The organism is Pseudomonas sp. HN2 (genome assembly GCF_020736465.1).
GTDB lineage: Bacteria > Pseudomonadota > Gammaproteobacteria > Pseudomonadales > Pseudomonadaceae > Aquipseudomonas > Aquipseudomonas moraviensis_A.
Map to the genome: position 1 here is coordinate 3,823,309 of NZ_CP085885.1, position 19,747 is coordinate 3,843,055.

The window sequence follows — 19,747 nt, forward strand, 5'->3', positions numbered from 1 at the left end:
GCGCTATGGAATTCACGATTCAACACTTTATTGCGCTTGCGCCACTGTTGATCACCAGCCTCACCATTATCGTGGTGATGCTGGCGATCGCCTGGCGCCGCAACCACTCGCAGACCTTCCTGATTTCGGTGGCGGGGCTGAACCTGGCCCTGCTGTCGATCCTGCCTGCGTTGAAAGTCGCGCCTCTGGCCGTGACCCCATTGCTGCAGATCGATGCCTTCGCCTGCCTGTACATGGCGATGATCCTGGTTGCCACCCTCGCCTGCGTCACCCTCGCCCACGCCTACCTCGGTGATGGCGGTTCGGGTTACCCGGGCAATCGCGAAGAACTGTACCTGCTGATCCTGATGGCCGCCGCCGGTGGTCTGGTCCTGGTCAGCGCGCAACATCTGGCCGGTTTGTTCATCGGTCTGGAATTGCTCTCGGTACCGGTCTACGGTCTGGTGGCTTACGCCTTCTTCAACAAGCGTTCGCTGGAAGCCGGCATCAAGTACATGGTGCTGTCGGCCGCCGGTTCCGCGTTCCTGCTGTTCGGTATGGCGCTGCTGTACGCCGACGCCGGTTCGCTGAGCTTCGTCGGCATCGGTCAGGCCCTGGCCGCGACCGGTCTGCCTAGCCCGCTGGCGCAACTGGGCCTGGGCATGATGCTGATCGGTCTGGCGTTCAAGCTGTCGCTGGTTCCGTTCCACTTGTGGACGCCGGACGTTTACGAAGGTGCTCCGGCGCCGGTAGCCGCGTTCCTCGCGACCGCTTCGAAGGTTGCCGTGTTTGCGGTGATGGTGCGTCTGTTCCAGCTCTCCCCTGCCGCCAGCAGTGGCGTGCTGAGCGATGTGCTCAGCGTGATCGCAGTTGCCTCGATCCTGTTCGGTAACCTGCTGGCCCTGACCCAGAGCAACCTCAAGCGCCTGCTCGGTTATTCGTCCATCGCGCACTTCGGCTACCTGCTGATCGCACTGGTGGCGAGCAAGGGTCTGGCGGTGGAAGCCATCGGCGTGTACCTGGTCACCTACGTGATCACCAGCCTCGGCGCGTTCGGCGTGATCACCCTGATGTCCTCGCCGTACAACGGCCGCGACGCTGACGCGCTGTACGAGTACCGCGGCCTGTTCTGGCGCCGTCCTTACCTGACCGCCGTGCTGACTGTGATGATGCTGTCCCTGGCCGGTATTCCGCTGACCGCTGGCTTCATCGGCAAGTTCTACATCATCGCCAGCGGCGTCGAAACGCGTCAGTGGTGGCTGGTCGGCGCATTGGTGCTGGGCAGCGCCATCGGCGTCTTCTACTACCTGCGCGTGATGGTCACCCTGTACCTGATCGAGCCAAACCTGCGTCGCCACGACGCCCAGCTGCACTGGGAACAGAAGGCAGGTGGCGTGATGCTGCTGGCCATCGCCCTGGTCGCGTTCTTCCTGGGTGTGTACCCGCAGCCGTTGCTGGTGCTGGTACAACAGGCGGGTCTGGCGGGCTGATTGCCTGGCGGGTCTGGCTACACATGAAAACGGCACCTTCGGGTGCCGTTTTTTGTTTGTACCCGGGTGCATCGCAAACCCTTGTAGAAGTGGGCCAGCTCGCGATGGTGTCATGTCAGTTGAAAATCCGCCGTCTGACCCAGCGCTTTCGCGAGCAGGCTCGCTCCCACATTGGATCAGTGCTACTCAAGATCGGTGGCACCAAAAATCCCTGTGGGAGCGAGCCTGCTCGCGAAAGCGGCAGATCAGGCAGCAAAAAAACGGCACCTTCCGGTGCCGTTCGCCTTTCACACTTCCACTATCACTTACGCGCATCCGCCCACGATTTCAGCAGTTCGCTATAGCTCACGGTTTCACCCTTCGGCTTCTCGTTCGCCAGTTTCGGTTTCGGTGCGCCCGGCTGGTCGAACCAGTATTGCGCGTCGCGCTCCGGGTTCATCTTCGGCGCGCAAGTGGCCTGGGCCTTGGAGCGTTCGAGGCGCGTCATGATCGCGTCCTGATCCTTGGCCAAACCATCGAGCGCCTGTTGCGGGGTCTTCTCGCCGCTGGCGGCTTCGGCGATGTGGCTCCACCACAGTTGCGCCAGACGCGGATAGTCCGGCACGTTGGTGCCGGTCGGGGTCCATTGGACGCGGGCCGGGCTGCGGTAGAACTCGACCAGACCACCGAGTTTCGGCGCCAGATCGGTCATCGCTTGCGAATTGATGTCCGACTCGCGAATCGGCGTCAGGCCGACGATGGTTTTCTTCAGCGACACGGTTTTCGAGGTGACGAACTGCGCGTACAGCCAGGCCGCCAGTTTCTGTTTCTCAGGCGTGGACTTCATGAATGTCCACGAGCCCACGTCCTGATAGCCGAGCTTCATGCCCTCTTCCCAATACGGCCCGCGCGGCGATGGTGCCATGCGCCATTTCGGCGTGCCGTCGGCGTTGACCACCGGCAGGCCCGGTTTGGTCATGTCGGCGGTGAACGCGGTGTACCAGAAAATCTGCTGGGCGATGTTGCCCTGCGACGGCACCGGACCGGACTCGGAGAAAGTCATGCCGGCCGCTTCCGGTGGCGCGTACTTCTTCAGCCAGTCGACGTATTTGGTGGTGGCGAACACCGCCGCCGGGCCGTTGGTGTCGCCGCCACGGGTCACGCTGGAGCCGACCGGGTGGCAGTCTTCGACGCGGATGCCCCACTCGTCCACCGGCAAGCCATTGGGGATGCCCTTGTCGCCGCCACCGGCCATGGAGAACCAGGCATCGGTGAAGCGCCAGCCCAGCGACGGGTCTTTCTTGCCGTAATCCATGTGGCCGTAGACGCGTTTGCCGTCGATTTCCTTGACGTCTTCGCTGAAGAATTTGGCGATGTCTTCATAGGCCGACCAGTTCACCGGCACGCCCAATTCGTAGCCGTACTTTTCCTTGAACTTGGCTTTCAGGTCTGCACGTTCGAACCAGTCGGCACGGAACCAGTACAGGTTGGCGAATTGCTGGTCAGGCAATTGATAGATCTTGCCGTCCGGCGCGGTGGTGAACGAGATGCCGATGAAGTCCTTGATATCGAGGGTCGGCGAGGTGAAGTTCTTGCCCTCGTTGGCCATCAGGTCGGTGATAGATTCGGTCTTGCCGTAGCGAAAGTGCGTACCGATCAGGTCGGAGTCGTTGACCCAGCCGTCATAGATGTTCTTGTCCGACTGCATCACCGTCTGCATTTTCTCGACCACGTCGCCTTCCTGCAGCAGGTCGTGGGTGAGCTTGATCCCGGTGATTTCGCTGAACGCCTTGGCCAGCACCTTGGACTCGTATTCGTGGGTGGTCAGGGTCTCGGAAACGACCTTGATGTCCATGCCGCGAAACGGCTCGGCCGCCTTGATGAACCACTTCAATTCTTCGAGCTGCTGTTCGGCCGTCAGGGTCGAGGGCTTGAACTCGCTGCCGATCCATTTTTTCGCCGCATCCTCATAGGCGTCGGCCCAGGCAGATGCGCTCAAACCGCTGAGTGCCAGCATGGCTGCCAATGAAATGCTATGTCGCAGCTTATTGTTTTTATCGAACATAGAGACCTCCTGTTTAAGTTGTGGAGCCGCGTTGCCGAACGATTCGACTAGCCCCAACGCATCACAGCCAACAGCCACACCAGGGACAACGCGGACGCCACCCAGATGCTCCAGTCGGTGACGCCGATTACCAGCAAGTGCAGGTAGGCGCTGCCGAGAAGACCGATAAACAAGCGATCGCCACGGGTGGTGGCAATCGGCAGAAACCCGCGCCGCAGAATGCTCGGCGAGCGCAATTCCCAGGTGGTCATGCCCACCAGAATCAGACCGATGCCGATGAAGAACGCGGCGGTCGGTGTCGTCCAGCTCATCCATTCCATCATCTGTTCCTCAGACTCGGCCGAGGGCAAAGCCCTTGGCCACGTGGTTGCGCACAAACCAGATCACCAGCATGCCCGGGAGGATGGTCAACACCCCCGCCGCTGCCAGCACGCCCCAATCGATCCCCGACGCCGACACCGTGCGCGTCATCACCGCGGCAATCGGCTTGGCGTTGACCGAGGTCAGCGTGCGCGCCAGCAGCAGTTCGACCCAGGAAAACATGAAGCAGAAAAACGCCGTGACACCGATGCCGGAACCGATCAACGGGATGAAAATCTTCACGAAGAACTTGGGGAAACTGTAGCCGTCGATGTAGGCCGTTTCGTCGATCTCCTTGGGCACCCCGGACATGAAGCCTTCAAGAATCCACACCGCCAGCGGCACGTTGAACAAGCAATGCGCCAAGGCCACGGCGATGTGCGTGTCGAACAGGCCGATCGACGAATACAACTGGAAAAACGGCAGCAAGAACACCGCCGGCGGTGCCATGCGATTGGTCAGCAGCCAAAAGAACAGATGCTTGTCGCCGAGGAAACGATAGCGTGAAAACGCGTAAGCCGCCGGTAGCGCCACACTCAGGGAAATCACCGTGTTGAGGCTGACGTAATACAGCGAGTTCAAATAGCCGGTGTACCAGCTCGGATCGGTGAAGATCACCTTGTAGTTCGCCAGCGTGAAATCCTGTGGGAAAAGCGTCAGGCCGCCGAGGATTTCGGTGTTGCTCTTGAACGACATGTTCAGCAACCAGTAGATCGGCACCAGCAGGAACAGGATGTACACCAGCAACGGAATAAGCTTTTTCTTGCTCATGGCCGGGCCTCAGCGGTTGGCGTCGGAGTGCGTCATGGCGGTGTAGAACAGCCAGGACACCAACAGGATGATCAGGAAGTACACCAGCGAAAACGCCGCTGCCGGACCGAGGTCGAATTGCCCTACGGCCATCTGGGTCAAGGTCTGACTGAGGAAGGTCGTGGCATTGCCCGGCCCGCCGCCGGTGAGCACGAACGGCTCGGTGTAGATCATGAAACTGTCCATGAAGCGCAGCATCACCGCAATCAGCAGCACGCTTTTCAGCTTGGGCAACTGAATATGGCGGAACACCGCCCAGGCCGAGGCGCGATCGATGCGCGCGGCCTGGTAATACACGTCGGGAATCGCCCGCAGGCCGGAGAAACACAGCAGCGCGACCAGCGAAGTCCAGTGCCAGACGTCCATCACCAGCACGGTCACCCAGGCGTCCATGGTGTTGGCCGCATAGTTGTAACTGATGCCCATCGCGTTGAGGCTGGAACCGAGCAAACCAATGTCGGCACGGCCGAAGATCTGCCAAATGGTGCCGACCACGTTCCACGGGATCAGCAACGGAATCGCCAGAATGATCAGCACGACTGATGACCAGCGACCCTTGGTCGGCATGGTCAGGGCGACGGCAATACCCAGCGGGATTTCAATCAGCAACACGCACGCCGAATAGATGAACTGACGCAGCAGCGAGTCGTGCAAACGCGGATCGAGCAGCACTTGCTTGTACCAGTCGGCGCCGACGAAGTAGCGGCTGGACTGGTCGAAGATGTCCTGCACGGAGTAGTTGACCACGGTCATCATCGGGATCACCGCACTGAACGCCACCAGCAGGAACACCGGCAGCACCAGCCACCAGGCTTTATTGTTCTGCACCTTGTTCATAGCTGCGCCTCCTCGTCACTGACTTCCAGGAGAAATTCATCGGCATAGACCATCAGCCACTGCGCCGGGAAACTGATGTACGCCGTCCCCTGCGGCACCGGTTTGTCTTCGGCCAGACGTACCTTCAACGGTGCGCCGTCGAGGTTGAGGGTCATGATCTTGTAGGTGCCGAGGTCTTCGACGTGTACGACTTTTGCCTGCATTGCGTCGTCAAACGGCTCATCCCACACATGAATGAACTCGGGCCGGATGCCGACCTTGAGATTTTTCCACTGGCCGTGCTCGATATGGCGCTGCAAGGCGTCGGACAACGGCAGGTGCGTCGAGGCGAAACCGACGCCGCCGGGCTGCGGCTGCACCTCGATCAGATTCATCCCCGGGCTGCCGATGAAATAGCCGACAAAGGTGTGGCTCGGCCGCTCGAACAATTCCCGTGGCGTACCGAACTGGACGATCTGGCCGCCGTACATCACCGCGATCTTGTCGGCGAACGTCGAGGCTTCCAGTTGATCGTGGGTGACGTAGACCATGGTGATGTTGAACTGCTCGTGGATCTGTTTGAGCTTGCGCCGCAGTTTCCACTTCAGGTGCGGGTCGATCACCGTCAGCGGCTCGTCGAACAGGATTGCCGAAACGTCGTCTCGTACCAGCCCACGGCCCATGGAGACTTTCTGTTTTTCGTCGGCGGTGAGGTTGCGCGCTTTCTTGCTCAGGAGGTTTTGCAGGTCGAGCACCTCGGCAATTTCCTGCACCTTGCTGTGCACTTTCGCCTCGGCCATGCCCTGATTTCGCAGGGGGAAAGCAAGGTTATCGAACACGGTCATGGTGTCGTAGACCACCGGAAACTGGAAAACCTGGGCGATGTTGCGCTTCTCCGGGGTCAGGTCGTTGACCGCTTTGCCGTCAAACAACACATGGCCCTGGGAGGGGCTGAGCAGGCCGGAAATGATGTTGAGCAAGGTCGACTTGCCGCAACCGGACGGGCCGAGCAAAGCATAGGCGCCGCCCTGCTCCCAGACGTGATCCATCTCGCGGATCGCATAATCCTCAGCGCCGCTGGGGGTTTTGCTGTAGCTGTGGGCGAGGTGCTGCAAACGGATTTCGGCCATCAGGCAACCCTCGCGACACGCCGGCCCGGTGCTTGCACCAGACGGCCCTGCGCATCGAAAACGAACAGTTTGTGGGTCGGGATATAGATGCGGATCGGCGCATCGACGTCGTATTCGTGAACGCCCGGCAAGTGCAGCACCAGCAGGAAATGCTCGTTGCGCACGTGCAGGAAGGTTTCCGAACCGCTGATCTCGGCGACCTCGACAGTCACTGCCAACTCGAGATCGTCATCGTTGCTCGGCACCAGCGAGATATGGCTGGGGCGCACGCCAAAACGGAATTCGCCCTCGCCCACCGGCCGCAGATCGACGTTCAACGGGAAATGGACGAAGTTGGCAAAACTGACTTCGTTGCCGGCAATGCGCCCCGGCATCAGGTTGATCGGCGGCTCGGAGAACAATTCAGCGGCGAGTACCGATTGCGGCTGGTGATAGACCTCGGTCGACGGCCCGCTCTGGATCACCCGGCCTTCGTGCAGGATGGTGGTGGTGCCGCCGAGGGCCAGTGCTTCGTTGGGTTCAGTGGTGGCGTAGATTGCGATGGTGTGGCGGGCCTTGAACAGCTCGCGCATTTCCTGACGCAGCTCTTCGCGCAGCTTGTAGTCGAGGTTGACCAGTGGCTCGTCGAAGAGGATCAGTTCGGCATCCTTGACCAGTGCGCGGGCCATGGCCGTGCGCTGTTGCTGTCCGCCGGAGAGCTCCAGCGGGTAGCGCTGCAGGAACTTCTCGATGCGCAGCATGCGTGCGGTTTCCTGCACCTTGCTGTGGATGATTTCTTTGGAAATACCGGCCTGGCGCAGTGGCGAGGCGATGTTCTCGAACACCGTCATGGTCGGGTAATTGATGAACTGCTGATAGACCATCGACACGTTGCGCAAACGCACCGGACGCTGGGTGACGTCGACGCCGCTCATCAACACGCGGCCGCTGTCGGGCTTGTCGAGGCCGGCCATCAGGCGCATGAGACTGGTCTTGCCGGACAGGGTGCGCCCGAGCAGAACGTTGAAGGATCCGGGTTCGAATTTCAGGCACGCATCGTCGATCCAAATCTGGCCCTCGACGGTGCGGCTGACGTGCTCCAGGGTGAGTGACATGGCTCGGCCTTTGTTATTTTTGGAGTCAAGCGACCGGAGCAACAGAGCGACATTCGTGCCAGAAATGGCAAGTGCCTGATTTGCCGTGAAAATCGCTGATTACCCGAGGAAGTGGCGTTCACAGCTGAACACTTTTGAACAGTCGGGGTGATTGACAATGAACAATAGTGAACAACACTCTATGCACTGTTCACACCCATGTAGGAGCTGCCGAAGGCTGCGATCTTTTGACTTTGACTTTGATTTTCAAGATCAAGATCAAGATCAAAAGATCGCAGCCTTCGGCAGCTCCTACGGGGGAAGGTGAACCCCATAACAATAATAAAATCGCTGCACTCAGAGGCTCGCCCCCATGGCCGCACCTGCTTCGCCGCTTTCCCACGACGCGATCGTCCAGACCTCCTGGCAACGTTGCCGCGCGTTCGGCCTCGACCACCAGAGCACCCCGGCCTTCGATCAGTTGCCCGCCGCCGGCATTGCGCGGTTGCTCGACAGCCATCATTCGCTGGTGCAGACCACGCACCAGGAAGTCCTGCCCTACTACGAAAACATCCTCAGCAATTCCAACTGCCTGATCATGCTCGCCGACAACCAGGGCCAGGTGCTGACCTCGTGGGGCACGCAGCGCTTTATCGAACCGACTCTGGCCCGGGGTTTTCAGGCCGGGGCGAGCTGGATGGAGCGCAGCAGCGGCACCAATGCGATCGGCACCGCACTGGCCTGTGAGCAGGCGGTGCACATCGAACACGATGAACATTTTCTCAAGGCCAACCGTTTCATGACCGGTTCCGCTGCGCCGATTTTCGACGCCGAGCGCAAGGTCATCGCCGTGCTCGATGTGTCCAGCGACAGCTACCTGCCGCCCTCCCACACCCTGGGCATGGTCAAGATGATGAGCCAGACGGTGGAGAACCGGCTGATCCTCAACCTGTTCCATGGCCAGCACTTTCAGCTCACCTTCAACACCGGCTTGAACAACCTCGACAGCCAATGGGCCGGGTTGCTGATTTTCGATGAGAGCGGCCAGGTGCTCTCGGCCAATCGCCGCGCCGACAATCTGCTTGGTGTGCGTCTGTCACGGGTCAGCGTCGAGAGCCTGTTCAAGGTGTCGCTGCTGGAGCTGATCAATCAGCCCGAAGGGATGCCGTTTGCTTTGCAGACTTCCGGGCGCAACCGTTTTCAATGTTTGTTGAAACGGCCGAAACAGGCGCCGGTGCAAGCGCGGGTGTTTGTCGCCGAGGACCAGCCTGCGCCAGCCAGTGTAATCAGCCTCAATACTCTGCATTTCGGCGACAGCCGCGTGGAAAAAGCCGTGCGTCAGGCCGAGCGCTTGCTGGAAAAAGATATTCCGCTGCTGATCCATGGCGAAACTGGCGTCGGCAAGGAGGTCTTTGTCAAAGCCCTGCATCAGGCCAGCTCGCGGAGTAGACAGGCGTTCATCGCAGTGAACTGCGCAGCCATCCCCGCCGAACTGGTGGAGTCGGAATTGTTCGGCTACGAGAAAGGCGCTTTCACCGGCGCCAATCAGAAAGGCAGCATCGGCCTGATCCGCAAGGCAGACAGAGGCACGCTGTTTCTCGACGAGATCGGCGATATGCCGCTGCCGACCCAAGCGCGCTTGTTGCGGGTGTTGCAGGAACGTTGCGTGCAACCGGTGGGCAGCAGCGAGTTGTTCGCGGTTGATCTGCGAATTATCTCCGCGACCAACCGATCGTTGCGCGAGCAGGTGCAACTGGGCCGTTTCCGCGAGGATTTGTACTACCGCATCGGTGGTCTGACCCTGGAGCTGCCGCCGTTACGCGAACGCAGTGACAAGCAGGCGCTGTTTAAACGGCTATGGGAGCAGCATCGCGAGCCTACGCAATGGGCGGGGTTGAGCCCGGAGGTGTTGGAGCTGTTCGAGAGGCATCCGTGGCCGGGGAATCTGCGTCAGGTCAGCAGCGTGATGCAGGTGGCGCTGGCCATGGCCGAGGAACAACCGGTGCGGCCGGAGCATTTGCCGGATGATTTTTTTGTCGATCTGGAGATGGAGCCGGTGGAGACGGCGCCGCCGCTGGGGCTGGATTTGAATGATGTCGAGGCGTTGAACAGGGAGTTGAAGGCGGCTGGAGGGAATATCTCGCACCTGGCACGGCGGTTGGGAGTCAGTCGGAATACGCTTTACAAGCGGTTGCGGCAAATTGGCAATTAAAAGCCAGATCAAAAGATCGCAGCCTTCGGCAGCTCCTACATGGAAACGCGATCCCTGTAGGAGCTGCCGAAGGCTGCGATCTTTTGATCGTTCCCACGCAGAGCGTGGGAACGAACAAGGCAGGCCCCTACTCAGTCAGCCAACCGCCACGTAGTCCCACCCTTGCCGTCTTCCAGCACAACGCCCATCGCCGTGAGCTGATCACGGATACGATCGGACTCAGCCCAATCCTTGCCCGCACGTGCCGCCAGACGCGCGGCAATCAGTGCGTCCACTTCAGCCGCATCGACACGCCCTTCAGCGCCCGCCTGCAGGAAGTCATCGGCCTCAAGCTGCAACACGCCCAAAACGCTGGCCAGCTCTTTCAGACGTGCCGCCAGACCCGCCGCCGCATCGAGATCGCTCTCACGCAAACGGTTGATCTCGCGCACCATTTCGAACAGCACGGCGCAGGCCTCGGGGGTGCCGAAGTCGTCGTTCATCACCGTGGTGAAACGCTCGACGAACGCTTCGCCACCGGCCGGCGCCACGGACGGCAGACCTTTCAATGCGTGGTAGAAACGCTCGAGTGCGCCCTTGGCGTCCTTGAGGTTGTCTTCCGAATAGTTGATCGCGCTGCGGTAGTGGCTCGACACCAACAGGTAACGCACGACTTCCGGGTGGTACTTGTCGAGCACGTCGCGGATGGTGAAGAAGTTGTTCAGGGACTTGGACATCTTCTCGCCATTGATACGGATCATCCCGCAATGCATCCACGCGTTGGCGTAGGTCTTACCGGTGGCCGCTTCGCTCTGGGCGATTTCATTTTCGTGGTGCGGGAACTCCAGATCGCTGCCGCCGCCATGAATGTCGAAAGTCTCACCGAGGCAGCAGGTCGACATCACCGAGCACTCGATGTGCCAGCCCGGACGCCCGGCGCCCCATGGCGATTCCCAGCTCGGCTCGCCCGGCTTGGCGGCTTTCCACAGTACGAAATCGAGCGGGTCTTCCTTCGACTCGTCGACTTCGATGCGTGCGCCGATGCGCAGGTCTTCGATCTTCTTGCGCGACAGCTTGCCGTAGCCCATGAATTTGGCGACGCGGTAGTACACGTCGCCGTTGCCCGGGGCGTAAGCGTAGCCCTTGTCGATCAGGGTCTGGATCATCGCGTGCATGCCGGCGATGTGATCGGTGGCGCGCGGTTCCATGTCCGGCTTCTGGATATTCAGGCGCGCTTCGTCTTCGTGCATCGCGGCGATCATGCGCTCGGTCAGCGCTTCGAACGATTCACCGTTCTCGCGGGCGCGATTGATGATCTTGTCGTCGATGTCGGTGATGTTGCGCACGTAGGTCAGGTCATAACCGCTGAAGCGCAACCAGCGCGTCACCAGGTCGAACGCGACCATGCTGCGGCCGTGGCCGAGGTGGCAGTAGTCGTACACGGTCATCCCGCAGACGTACATGCGCACCTTGTTGCCATCCAGCGGCTTGAAGACTTCTTTGCTCTTGGTGAGGGTGTTGTAGATCGTTAGCACGTTATTTCCTTGACTCACTCACTGGCCCCACGAATCACGCAGGGTCACGGTACGGTTGAATACCGGCTGACCGGGTTTCGAGTCCTTGAGATCCGCGACGAAGTAGCCTTCGCGCTCGAACTGGAAACGGTCTTCCGGCTGTGCGTTGCCGAGCGATGGCTCAGCGCGACAACCGGTCAGCACTTGCAGCGAGTCAGGGTTGATGTTGTCGAGGAAGCTGGCGCTGTCTTCGGCCTTTTCCGGGTTCGGCGAACGGAACAGGCGATCGTACAGACGTACTTCGCACTCGACGCTGGCGGCGGCCGGGACCCAGTGGATCACGCCCTTGACCTTGCGCCCTTCCGGGTTCTTGCCGAGGGTGTCCGGGTCGTACGAGCAACGCAGTTCGACGATATTGCCGTCGGCGTCCTTGATCGCTTCGTCGGCACGGATCACGTAGCTGCCGCGCAGACGCACTTCACCGGCCGGTTCCAGGCGCTTGTAGCCCTTCGGCGGCTCTTCCATGAAGTCTTCGCGGTCGATGTAGATTTCCCGGGCGAACGGCAGCGCGCGCACGCCCATGTCTTCTTTCGGGTGGCGTGGCAGTTCGAGGTTTTCGACCTGGCCTTCCGGGTAGTTGGTGATGACCACTTTCAGCGGACGCAGCACGCACATCGCGCGCGGTGCGCTGTGGTCGAGGTCGTCGCGGATGCTGAATTCGAGCATGCCGAAGTCGACCACGCCGTCGGAACGGTTGGTGCCGATCATTTCGCAGAAGTTGCGGATCGATTTCGGCGTGTAGCCACGGCGGCGGAAGCCCGACAGCGTGGACATGCGCGGATCGTCCCAGCCATTGACGTGCTTCTCGTCAACCAGTTGCTTGAGCTTGCGCTTGCTGGTGATCGTGTAGTTCAGGTTCAGGCGGCTGAACTCGTACTGGCGCGGGTTCGCCGGCACCGGCAGGTTGTCCAGGAACCACTCGTACAGCGGACGATGGCTTTCGAACTCGAGGGTGCAGATCGAATGGGTGATGCCTTCGATGGCGTCCGACTGGCCGTGGGTGAAGTCGTAGTTCGGGTAGATGCACCACTTGTCACCGGTCTGGTGGTGATGAGCGTGGCGGATGCGATACATGATCGGGTCGCGCAGGTTCATGTTCGGCGAAGCCATGTCGATCTTCGCGCGCAGCACGCGGGCGCCGTCGGCGAACTCACCGGCCTTCATGCGCGCGAACAGGTCGAGGTTCTCTTCCACGGTGCGGTCGCGGAACGGGCTGTTCTTGCCCGGCTCGGTCAGGCTGCCACGGTATTCCTTGGCCTGCTCCGGAGTCAGGTCGTCGACGTAGGCCTTGCCGGCCTTGATCAGCTCGACGGCCCAGTCGTGCAACTGGTCGAAATACTGCGAGGCGTAGCGCACTTCACCGGACCATTCGAAGCCCAGCCATTTGACGTCGCTTTCGATCGCGTCGATGTATTCCTGATCTTCCTTGGCCGGGTTGGTGTCGTCGAAACGCAGGTGCGTGACGCCACCGAACTCCTGGGCCAGACCGAAGTTGACGCAGATCGACTTGGCGTGGCCGATGTGCAGGTAGCCGTTGGGCTCCGGTGGGAAGCGAGTCACGATCTGGGTGTGCTTGCCCGAGTCCAGGTCTGCCTGGATGATCGGCCGCAGGAAGTTGACCGGCACGGCAGGGCCGGACTTGGCATTCGAGGTAGGGTCGACAGTGGGCTTGCTCATAGGATCCTTGACGTACAGGTGCGCGGCCGCAAAGAGGGGCCAGACAAAACAAAGCCGCTATCATAGCCGATGCTGTCAAGGGCCTGACAGAGCAGGCCCGATAAAGGCATGCATTTAATCGCCGGGAAATGAAAAACCGCCTCGAAATTCGCGCCTGTCACGCTAAACTGCGCACCTTGGCCGAAGCAGGCTGAACCGGTTGTGGGGCTGAAGGTCCCAGAACCACGAATTCCCTATGAAGAGTAATGACCATGACTCAAGTCAAACTGACCACCAACCATGGCGAGATCGTCATCGAACTGAACGCTGAAAAGGCGCCGATCACCGTTGCCAACTTCGTCGAGTACGTGAAGGCCGGTCACTACGAAAACACTGTTTTCCACCGCGTCATCGGTAACTTCATGATCCAGGGCGGCGGTTTCGAGCCTGGCATGAAAGAAAAGAAAGACAAGCGCCCAAGCATCCAGAACGAAGCGGACAACGGTCTTTCCAACGACAAATACACCATCGCCATGGCCCGCACCATGGAGCCGCATTCGGCTTCGGCACAGTTCTTCATCAACGTCGCCGACAACACCTTCCTCAACCACAGCGGCAAGAACGTGCAGGGCTGGGGCTACGCGGTATTCGGTAAAGTCACCGCAGGCACCGAGGTTGTCGACAAGATCAAAGGCGTGTCGACCACTTCCAAGGCCGGCCACCAGGACGTACCCGCAGAAGACGTGATCATCGAGAAAGCCGAGATCATCGCAGCGTGATACTGCTGATTTCAGACTTGCATCTGGAAGAGGAGCGCCCGGACATTACCCGGGCGTTTCTGGATTTGCTCGCCGGACGCGCCCGCACTGCGAGTGCGTTGTACATCCTCGGCGACTTCTTCGAGGCGTGGATTGGCGACGACGCCATGACGCCCTTTCAGCGTTCCATCTGCCAGGCCCTGCGCGATTTGAGCGACAGCGGTACGGCGATCTTTCTCATGCACGGCAATCGCGACTTCATGCTCGGCAAGGCCTTCTGCAAACAGGCCGGCTGCACATTGCTGAAGGATCCGAGTGTCGTGCAGTTCTACGGCGAGCCGGTGCTACTGATGCACGGCGACAGCCTGTGCACCCGCGACGTCGGCTACATGAAGCTGCGCCGCTACCTGCGCAACCCGATCACCCTGTTCATCCTCCGTCATCTGCCGCTGCGCAGCCGCCACAAACTGGCGCGCAAGCTGCGCAGCGAGAGTAAGGCGCAGACGCGGATGAAGGCCAATGACATTGTCGATGTCACGCCTGAGGAAATTCCGCGGATCATGCAGGAATATGGCGTGAAAACCCTGATCCACGGCCACACCCACCGCCCGGCGATTCACAAGCTGCAGCTCGGTGAACAGGCGGCGAAGCGGATTGTGCTGGGGGATTGGGATCGTCAGGGTTGGGCGTTGCAGGTGGATGAGAGCGGGTACGCATTGGCCCCGTTCGACTTCGCCCCGCCGCTGGCATTGCCGCACGGCTGAAGAGCGCTACCCCCTCACCCCAGCCCTCTCCCCCAGGGGGGCGAGGGGGAAAGGGAGCCGATCTTCATGCTATTCAAACCTGAGTTCGACTCGGTATCGCACGTCGGTGCAATTTGCCCAGACACCGCGGTCAGTCCCCTCTCCCTCCGGGAGAGGGTTAGGGTGAGGGGCTTTTGATCCTGATCTTAGTGCCCCGAAGCAGCAGGCCCTGCCTTGGCGGCAAACGGCGGTTTCGCCAGCCAGACGATCAGAATCAACCCCATGAATCCCCACCCCAGCAGCGTGAAGTAATCCACGGTCGACAACATGTACGCCTGACTCGTGAGGATCTGGTCCATCTGCGCATACGCCGACTGACTCGCCCCGCCCAGCGCGTTCAACGTCTCGCGCGTCGCCGGCTCGAAGGTGCTGATGCTCTCGCTCATGTACGCATGATGCTGATCGGCCCGGCGAATCCAGATCCAGGTGGTCAGCGATGCCGCGAAGCTGCCGCCCAGTGTCCGCAAAAACGTCGCCAGGCCAGCGCCATCGGCAATCTGGCTCGGCGGCAAGTCCGACATCAGAATGCTCAGGGTCGGCATGAAGAACAGCGCCACGCCGATGCCCATGAACAACTGCACCAGCGCGATGTGCTGGAAGTCCACCTCATTGGTGAATCCTGCGCGCATAAAGCAGCTCAAGCCAATCGCCAGAAACGCCAGCCCGGCCAGCAAACGCAAGTCGAACTTGTTCGCGTACTTGCCGACAAACGGCGACAGCAGCACCGGCAGAATACCGATCGGCGCCACGGCCAGACCGGCCCAGGTTGCGGTGTAGCCCATTTGCGTCTGCAGCCACTGCGGCAGGATCAGATTGATCCCGAAAAAACCGGCGTAACCCAAGACCAGCACGAGCGTGCCGATGCGGAAGTTGCGATAGGCAAACAGGCGCAGGTTGACCACCGGGTGGCGGTCGGTCATTTCCCAGATCACGAACACCGCCAGCGCCACCACGGAAATCGCCGCGCCGACGATGATGAAATTCGACTCGAACCAGTCCAGGTCATTGCCTTTGTCGAGGATCACCTGCAATGCGCCGACGCCAATGATCAAGGTGATCAGGCCGACGTAATCCATCGGTTGGCGACTGGTGACCACCGGCCGTTTCGCCAGTTGGGAACGCACCACCATCACCGCAAAGATGCCGATCGGCACGTTGATGAAGAAGATCCACGGCCAGCTGTAACTGTCGGTGATCCAGCCACCGAGAATCGGGCCGGCAATCGGCGCGACCACCGTGACCATCGCCAGCAAGGCCAGGGCCATCCCGCGTTTTGCCGGCGGATAGACCGCGATCAACAGCGTCTGCGTCATCGGATACAGCGGCCCGGCGACCAGGCCTTGCAGCACACGAAAGCCGATCAGCTCGGGCATCGAAGTCGAGATACCGCAGAGAAACGACGCCAGCACAAACAGCATCGTCGCCCACAGAAACAGCTTCACCTCGCCGAAGCGGCGGCTCAGCCAACCGGTCAGCGGCAGCGCGATCGCGTTGCTCACGGCGAACGAAGTGATCACCCAGGTGCCCTGCTCCGAACTCACCCCGAGGTTGCCGGAAATCGTCGGCAACGCCACGTTGGCGATGGTCGTGTCGAGCACTTGCATGAACGTCGCCAGCGACAGGCCGATGGTGCTGAGCAACAGGCTGGGCGGCGTGAAAGAAGCGTTATTGCTCATTGTGAATCCTATGAAACCTGATGGACACCACACCCCTGTAGGAGTGAGCCTGCTCGCGATAGCGGTGTATCAGCCAAGATATTTGGCTCTGACACACCGCTATCGCGAGCAGGCTCACTCCTACAAGGTCCGTGCAGATCAGCGCTGTGCGGTCTTGCCCGCTGCGGCGCTGTTGTCGTGAATCAACTGGGCAATCATCGCGTCCGCCTCGGCCAGTTGGCGCTCGTAGACGTTGGTGCTGAACGAGGCTTTTTGCGGCGGTTGCTGGGCCAGCACCGGGCCGCTCTGGTCGTGCAGATTCACTTCGACATTGGTCGACAGACCTACACGCAGCGGGTGTTTGGCCAGCTCTTCGGCATTGATGTGAATGCGCACCGGCACGCGCTGGACGATCTTGATCCAGTTGCCGGTAGCGTTCTGCGCCGGCAGCAAGGCAAACGCGCTGCCGGTACCAGCGCCGAGGCTGTCGACGGTGCCGCTGTATTTCACGTCGCTGCCATAAATATCGGCCTCGATATCCACTGGCTGGCCGATGCGCATGTCACGCAGTTGGGTTTCTTTGAAGTTGGCATCGATCCACAGCTGATCCAGCGGAATCACCGCCATCAACGCGGTGCCCGGCTGCACGCGTTGACCGAGTTGCACGGTGCGCTTGGCGACGTAACCGGTGACCGGCGCGATCAGGGTGCTGCGCGCATTGGTCAGGTAGGCCTGACGCAGATCGGCAGCCGCCGACATCACGTCCGGGTGCGACGAGACCACGGTGTCGTCGACCAGGGCACTGGTGGTTTTCAGTTGCTGTTTGGCGTTGGCCAAAGCGTTCTGCGCCGAGGTCAGGTCGTCGCGCGCGTGGGACAGCTCTTCCTGGGAAATCGCCCCGCCCTGGGCGAGATTTTTCCGTCGGTTGTAGTTGTCCTGGGCCTTCTGCACCTCGGCCTGTTGCGCGTTGACCTGGGCTTTCATGCCATCGACGTTGCTGTACAAGCCGCGCACTTGGCGCACGGTGCGCGCCAGTTTGGCCTTGGCACTTTGCAGGCCGACTTCGGCATCATTGGGGTCGAAGTTGACCAGCACCTGGCCTTCGTGGACCAGATCACCGTCGTCGGCGCCGATGCTGACCACGGTGCCGGTGACCAGCGGTGTGATCTCCACGACGTTGCCGTTGACGTAGGCATCGTCGGTGCTTTCGTTAAAGCGCCCGATGAATTCGTGATATGCCCAGACGCCGGCAATGGCGAGCAGGACGACCACGGCGAGGGCCAGCAGCATCACCTTGCGTTTGCGCGGGTTGCCGGTGTCCGGGGTGTTGTCTGGAGCTTGGGTGTTTTCGGCAGTAGCCATGACAAATACCTTGAATTAGTAGTGCGACGAGGCTGGGCTGGCGTTGGCTGCGTTCAGGTTTTCACCCTGAAAGCCGCCGCCCAGCGCTTGCATCAGTTGAATCGACAGGTCGATCTGCTCGGCATTGAGGGTCGCCAGCTGACGCTGGGCCTGGAGCAGTTGCTGCTCGATGCTGAGCACGTCCAGGTAGTTGCCGATGCCGGAACCGTAACGCTGGACGACCGTGTTGTAAGAATCCTGGGCAATGTCGGTAGCGTGTTGCTGCGCGCCGATCTGGCGGCCGATGTCACGCAACTGGTTGATGGTGTCGCCGACATCGCCGAGCGCTTTGACCAGGCTCTTGTTGTATTGCGCCACCGCCAGATCGTAATCGGCGTCGCGCGCATCGAGGCTGGCGCGCAGGCGTCCGCCATCGAAAATCGGCAGCGATACGGTCGGCGCGATGCTGAAGAAACGGCTGGCGGAACCGAACATCGCATCACCCAGCAATGACTCCGCCCCGGCCGAAGCCGACAGGTTGAGGTTGGGATAGAAGCGGGTTTTCGCCGCGTCGATATCTTTGCTCGCCGCTTCGACACGCCAGCGCGCCGCGACCAGATCCGGGCGGCGGCCGAGCAGTTCCGCCGGCAACACCGACGGCACCGCCACGGCACTGGCTTGCAGGACTTTCGGTCGGGCGATCTCGTTGCCGCGATCAGGGCCTTTGCCGAGCAATACCGCCAAGGCGATTTTCGCGCTGTTCAGGCGTTTTTCCGCGTCGATCAGGCTGGCCTGGGAACTGGCTTCCAGACTCTGGGTTTGCTGGAACTGGTACTGGCTGTCGATCCCCGAACTCAAGCGGCGCTGACTGAGGTCGAGCATTTGCCGGGTGCGTTTGAGGTCCTCGCTGGCGAGGTCGTAAACGATGTGCGCCTGACCGAGATCGCTGTACGCGCGGGCGACGTCAGCGGCGAGGGTCAGCTGGGCGGCCTGACGGTCGACTTCAGCAGCACGGGCCTCACCGAGTGCGGCTTCCCAGGCATCGCGCTGGCCGCCCCACAAGTCGAAGTTGTAATTGAAGCCGGCGCTGACATTGCGCACCGTCGCGTACGCCCCGCCCTGCCCCCGCGGATCCTGGTCACGGGCCAGACGCGAACGGCTGATGCCGGCGCTGGCGTCGAGGGTCGGATAGCGTTCGGCATCGGCGGCATACGCGGCGGCACTGGCCTGATGGGCGCGGGCTTCGGCGATCTGCATGTCCGGGCTATCGCGCAGGGCTTCGCGGATCAGACCGTCGAGCTGCGGATCGCCAAGGCTGCTCCACCAGTCGCTTTTCGGCCATGCCGCCGGTGACAGGGTCACGCCTTGCAGAGACTGCGCTGTCTTCAACTGCGCCGCGTCGAGGCGCTGGCCTTCGGTGTCGAGGCCTCTGTAGTTGGCGCAACCGGCGAGGATCATCGCCGACAGCAGCAGCGTCAGGCTGCTGCGCATGATTTTAGCGTTCATTGTGTTCACCCAAACGCTGGACGGTGATCGGGTCACCGGCGGCCAGGAGGATTTTCTTGAGGATGTATTCGAGGGTCTTCAGCTCGTCGCGGGAGATCGCGCCGGCCAGTTCATTCATCGCATCGGCACCGATGTGCGGCAGGCGATCGGCCAGTTGCTGGCCCTGCTCGGTCAGCTTCAGCTGCACCTGACGACGGTCACCTTCGCTGCGCTGACGAAGCAGAAAAGCCTTCTGCTCGAGACGATCGAGCATGCGCGTCATCGAACCGCTATCGAGCGACAGATGCCGGCACAGCTCGGCCGGGGTGTCGACGCCAAACTGGGCCATGATGATCAACACCTTGAACTGCGCAGCGGTGATGCCGTGGGGTTCCATGTGGGTGTCGATGATCCGGTCCTTGAGCAACGCGGCACGCCCGAGCAACAGGCCGAGGTGGCAGTGTTTGAATTCTTCCGGAGTGAAATGCTTCATATGTCGACCTGATGACTGCCTAGGCAGTGAATGTATGTCGAGATGTTACTGCTTAGGCAGCGAATGTCAACGCAATAGTTAGGGGGCTT

At 60.8% G+C, this 19,747-nt stretch carries 16 protein-coding genes; 4 read left to right on the plus strand and 12 right to left on the minus strand.

Annotation, left to right across the window (positions count from 1 at the left end):
* Positions 1-5 precede the first annotated feature (5 nt).
* Positions 6-1,469 (plus strand): NADH-quinone oxidoreductase subunit NuoN, encoded by a 1,464-nt coding sequence (nuoN, locus tag LIS66_RS16695; RefSeq protein WP_024013420.1) that lies wholly within the window; start codon positions 6-8, stop codon positions 1,467-1,469.
* Positions 1,470-1,770: 301 nt separating this feature from the next.
* On the opposite strand, the gene LIS66_RS16700 is transcribed toward nuoN, so the two are convergent.
* Genes LIS66_RS16700 through LIS66_RS16725 form a run of 6 tightly spaced genes read right to left on the minus strand, consistent with a single transcriptional unit; the run spans position 1,771 to position 7,723 of the window.
* Positions 1,771-3,513 carry an ABC transporter substrate-binding protein gene (locus LIS66_RS16700; protein WP_042609208.1) on the minus strand — a complete coding sequence of 581 codons (1,743 nt, stop codon included), beginning with the start codon at positions 3,511-3,513 and terminating at the stop codon, positions 1,771-1,773.
* 47 nt (positions 3,514-3,560) lie between these two features.
* Positions 3,561-3,833: a DUF2160 domain-containing protein gene (locus tag LIS66_RS16705; RefSeq protein ID WP_038861868.1), complete on the minus strand. Its 273-nt coding sequence runs from the start codon at positions 3,831-3,833 to the stop codon at positions 3,561-3,563.
* Positions 3,834-3,843: 10 nt separating this feature from the next.
* Positions 3,844-4,644, minus strand: coding sequence for a carbohydrate ABC transporter permease (locus tag LIS66_RS16710; protein WP_024013421.1), 801 nt, complete (start codon positions 4,642-4,644; stop codon positions 3,844-3,846).
* Between the two features lie 9 nt (positions 4,645-4,653).
* Positions 4,654-5,520, minus strand: coding sequence for a carbohydrate ABC transporter permease (locus LIS66_RS16715; RefSeq protein WP_007912484.1), 867 nt, complete (start codon positions 5,518-5,520; stop codon positions 4,654-4,656).
* Entirely contained in the window at positions 5,517-6,629 is a 1,113-nt protein-coding gene (locus LIS66_RS16720; RefSeq protein ID WP_227972612.1) for an ABC transporter ATP-binding protein, read from the minus strand. The genes LIS66_RS16715 and LIS66_RS16720 overlap by 4 nt, the downstream gene beginning before the upstream one ends.
* A complete protein-coding gene (locus tag LIS66_RS16725) occupies positions 6,629-7,723 on the minus strand; it encodes an ABC transporter ATP-binding protein (RefSeq protein WP_227972613.1) in 1,095 nt (364 codons plus the stop codon). Before LIS66_RS16725 ends, LIS66_RS16720 begins: the two co-directional genes overlap by 1 nt.
* 352 nt (positions 7,724-8,075) lie before the next feature.
* On the opposite strand from LIS66_RS16725, the gene LIS66_RS16730 reads away from it, so the two are divergent.
* On the plus strand, positions 8,076-9,914 hold the full coding sequence (locus LIS66_RS16730) for a sigma-54-dependent Fis family transcriptional regulator (RefSeq protein WP_227972614.1): 1,839 nt from the start codon (positions 8,076-8,078) through the stop codon (positions 9,912-9,914).
* Between the two features lie 131 nt (positions 9,915-10,045).
* Here LIS66_RS16730 and cysS read toward each other — a convergent pair whose 3' ends face one another.
* Together cysS and LIS66_RS16740 are read right to left on the minus strand one after the other, a co-directional pair.
* Positions 10,046-11,428, minus strand: coding sequence for a cysteine--tRNA ligase (gene cysS / locus LIS66_RS16735; protein ID WP_186634985.1), 1,383 nt, complete (start codon positions 11,426-11,428; stop codon positions 10,046-10,048).
* Between the two features lie 18 nt (positions 11,429-11,446).
* Positions 11,447-13,144 (minus strand): glutamine--tRNA ligase/YqeY domain fusion protein, encoded by a 1,698-nt coding sequence (locus LIS66_RS16740; RefSeq protein ID WP_065616019.1) that lies wholly within the window; start codon positions 13,142-13,144, stop codon positions 11,447-11,449.
* A gap of 251 nt (positions 13,145-13,395) precedes the next feature.
* On the opposite strand from LIS66_RS16740, the gene LIS66_RS16745 reads away from it, so the two are divergent.
* Positions 13,396-13,902, plus strand: coding sequence for a peptidylprolyl isomerase (locus LIS66_RS16745; protein ID WP_227972615.1), 507 nt, complete (start codon positions 13,396-13,398; stop codon positions 13,900-13,902).
* Positions 13,899-14,645, plus strand: a complete 747-nt coding sequence (gene lpxH / locus LIS66_RS16750) for a UDP-2,3-diacylglucosamine diphosphatase (RefSeq protein WP_227972616.1) — start codon at positions 13,899-13,901, stop codon at positions 14,643-14,645. The genes LIS66_RS16745 and lpxH overlap by 4 nt, the downstream gene beginning before the upstream one ends.
* Before the next feature lie 185 nt (positions 14,646-14,830).
* Here lpxH and LIS66_RS16755 read toward each other — a convergent pair whose 3' ends face one another.
* The 4 genes from LIS66_RS16755 to LIS66_RS16770 all read right to left on the minus strand — a co-directional run bounded on the left by LIS66_RS16755 (position 14,831) and on the right by LIS66_RS16770 (position 19,658).
* Positions 14,831-16,360, minus strand: a complete 1,530-nt coding sequence (locus LIS66_RS16755) for a DHA2 family efflux MFS transporter permease subunit (protein WP_042609202.1) — start codon at positions 16,358-16,360, stop codon at positions 14,831-14,833.
* 138 nt (positions 16,361-16,498) lie between these two features.
* Positions 16,499-17,701 carry an efflux RND transporter periplasmic adaptor subunit gene (locus LIS66_RS16760; RefSeq protein WP_042609201.1) on the minus strand — a complete coding sequence of 401 codons (1,203 nt, stop codon included), beginning with the start codon at positions 17,699-17,701 and terminating at the stop codon, positions 16,499-16,501.
* Positions 17,702-17,716: 15 nt separating this feature from the next.
* Positions 17,717-19,186: an efflux transporter outer membrane subunit gene (locus tag LIS66_RS16765; RefSeq protein WP_227972617.1), complete on the minus strand. Its 1,470-nt coding sequence runs from the start codon at positions 19,184-19,186 to the stop codon at positions 17,717-17,719.
* On the minus strand, positions 19,176-19,658 hold the full coding sequence (locus LIS66_RS16770) for a MarR family winged helix-turn-helix transcriptional regulator (RefSeq protein WP_042609199.1): 483 nt from the start codon (positions 19,656-19,658) through the stop codon (positions 19,176-19,178). The genes LIS66_RS16765 and LIS66_RS16770 overlap by 11 nt, the downstream gene beginning before the upstream one ends.
* Between the last annotated feature and the right edge of the window lie 89 nt (positions 19,659-19,747).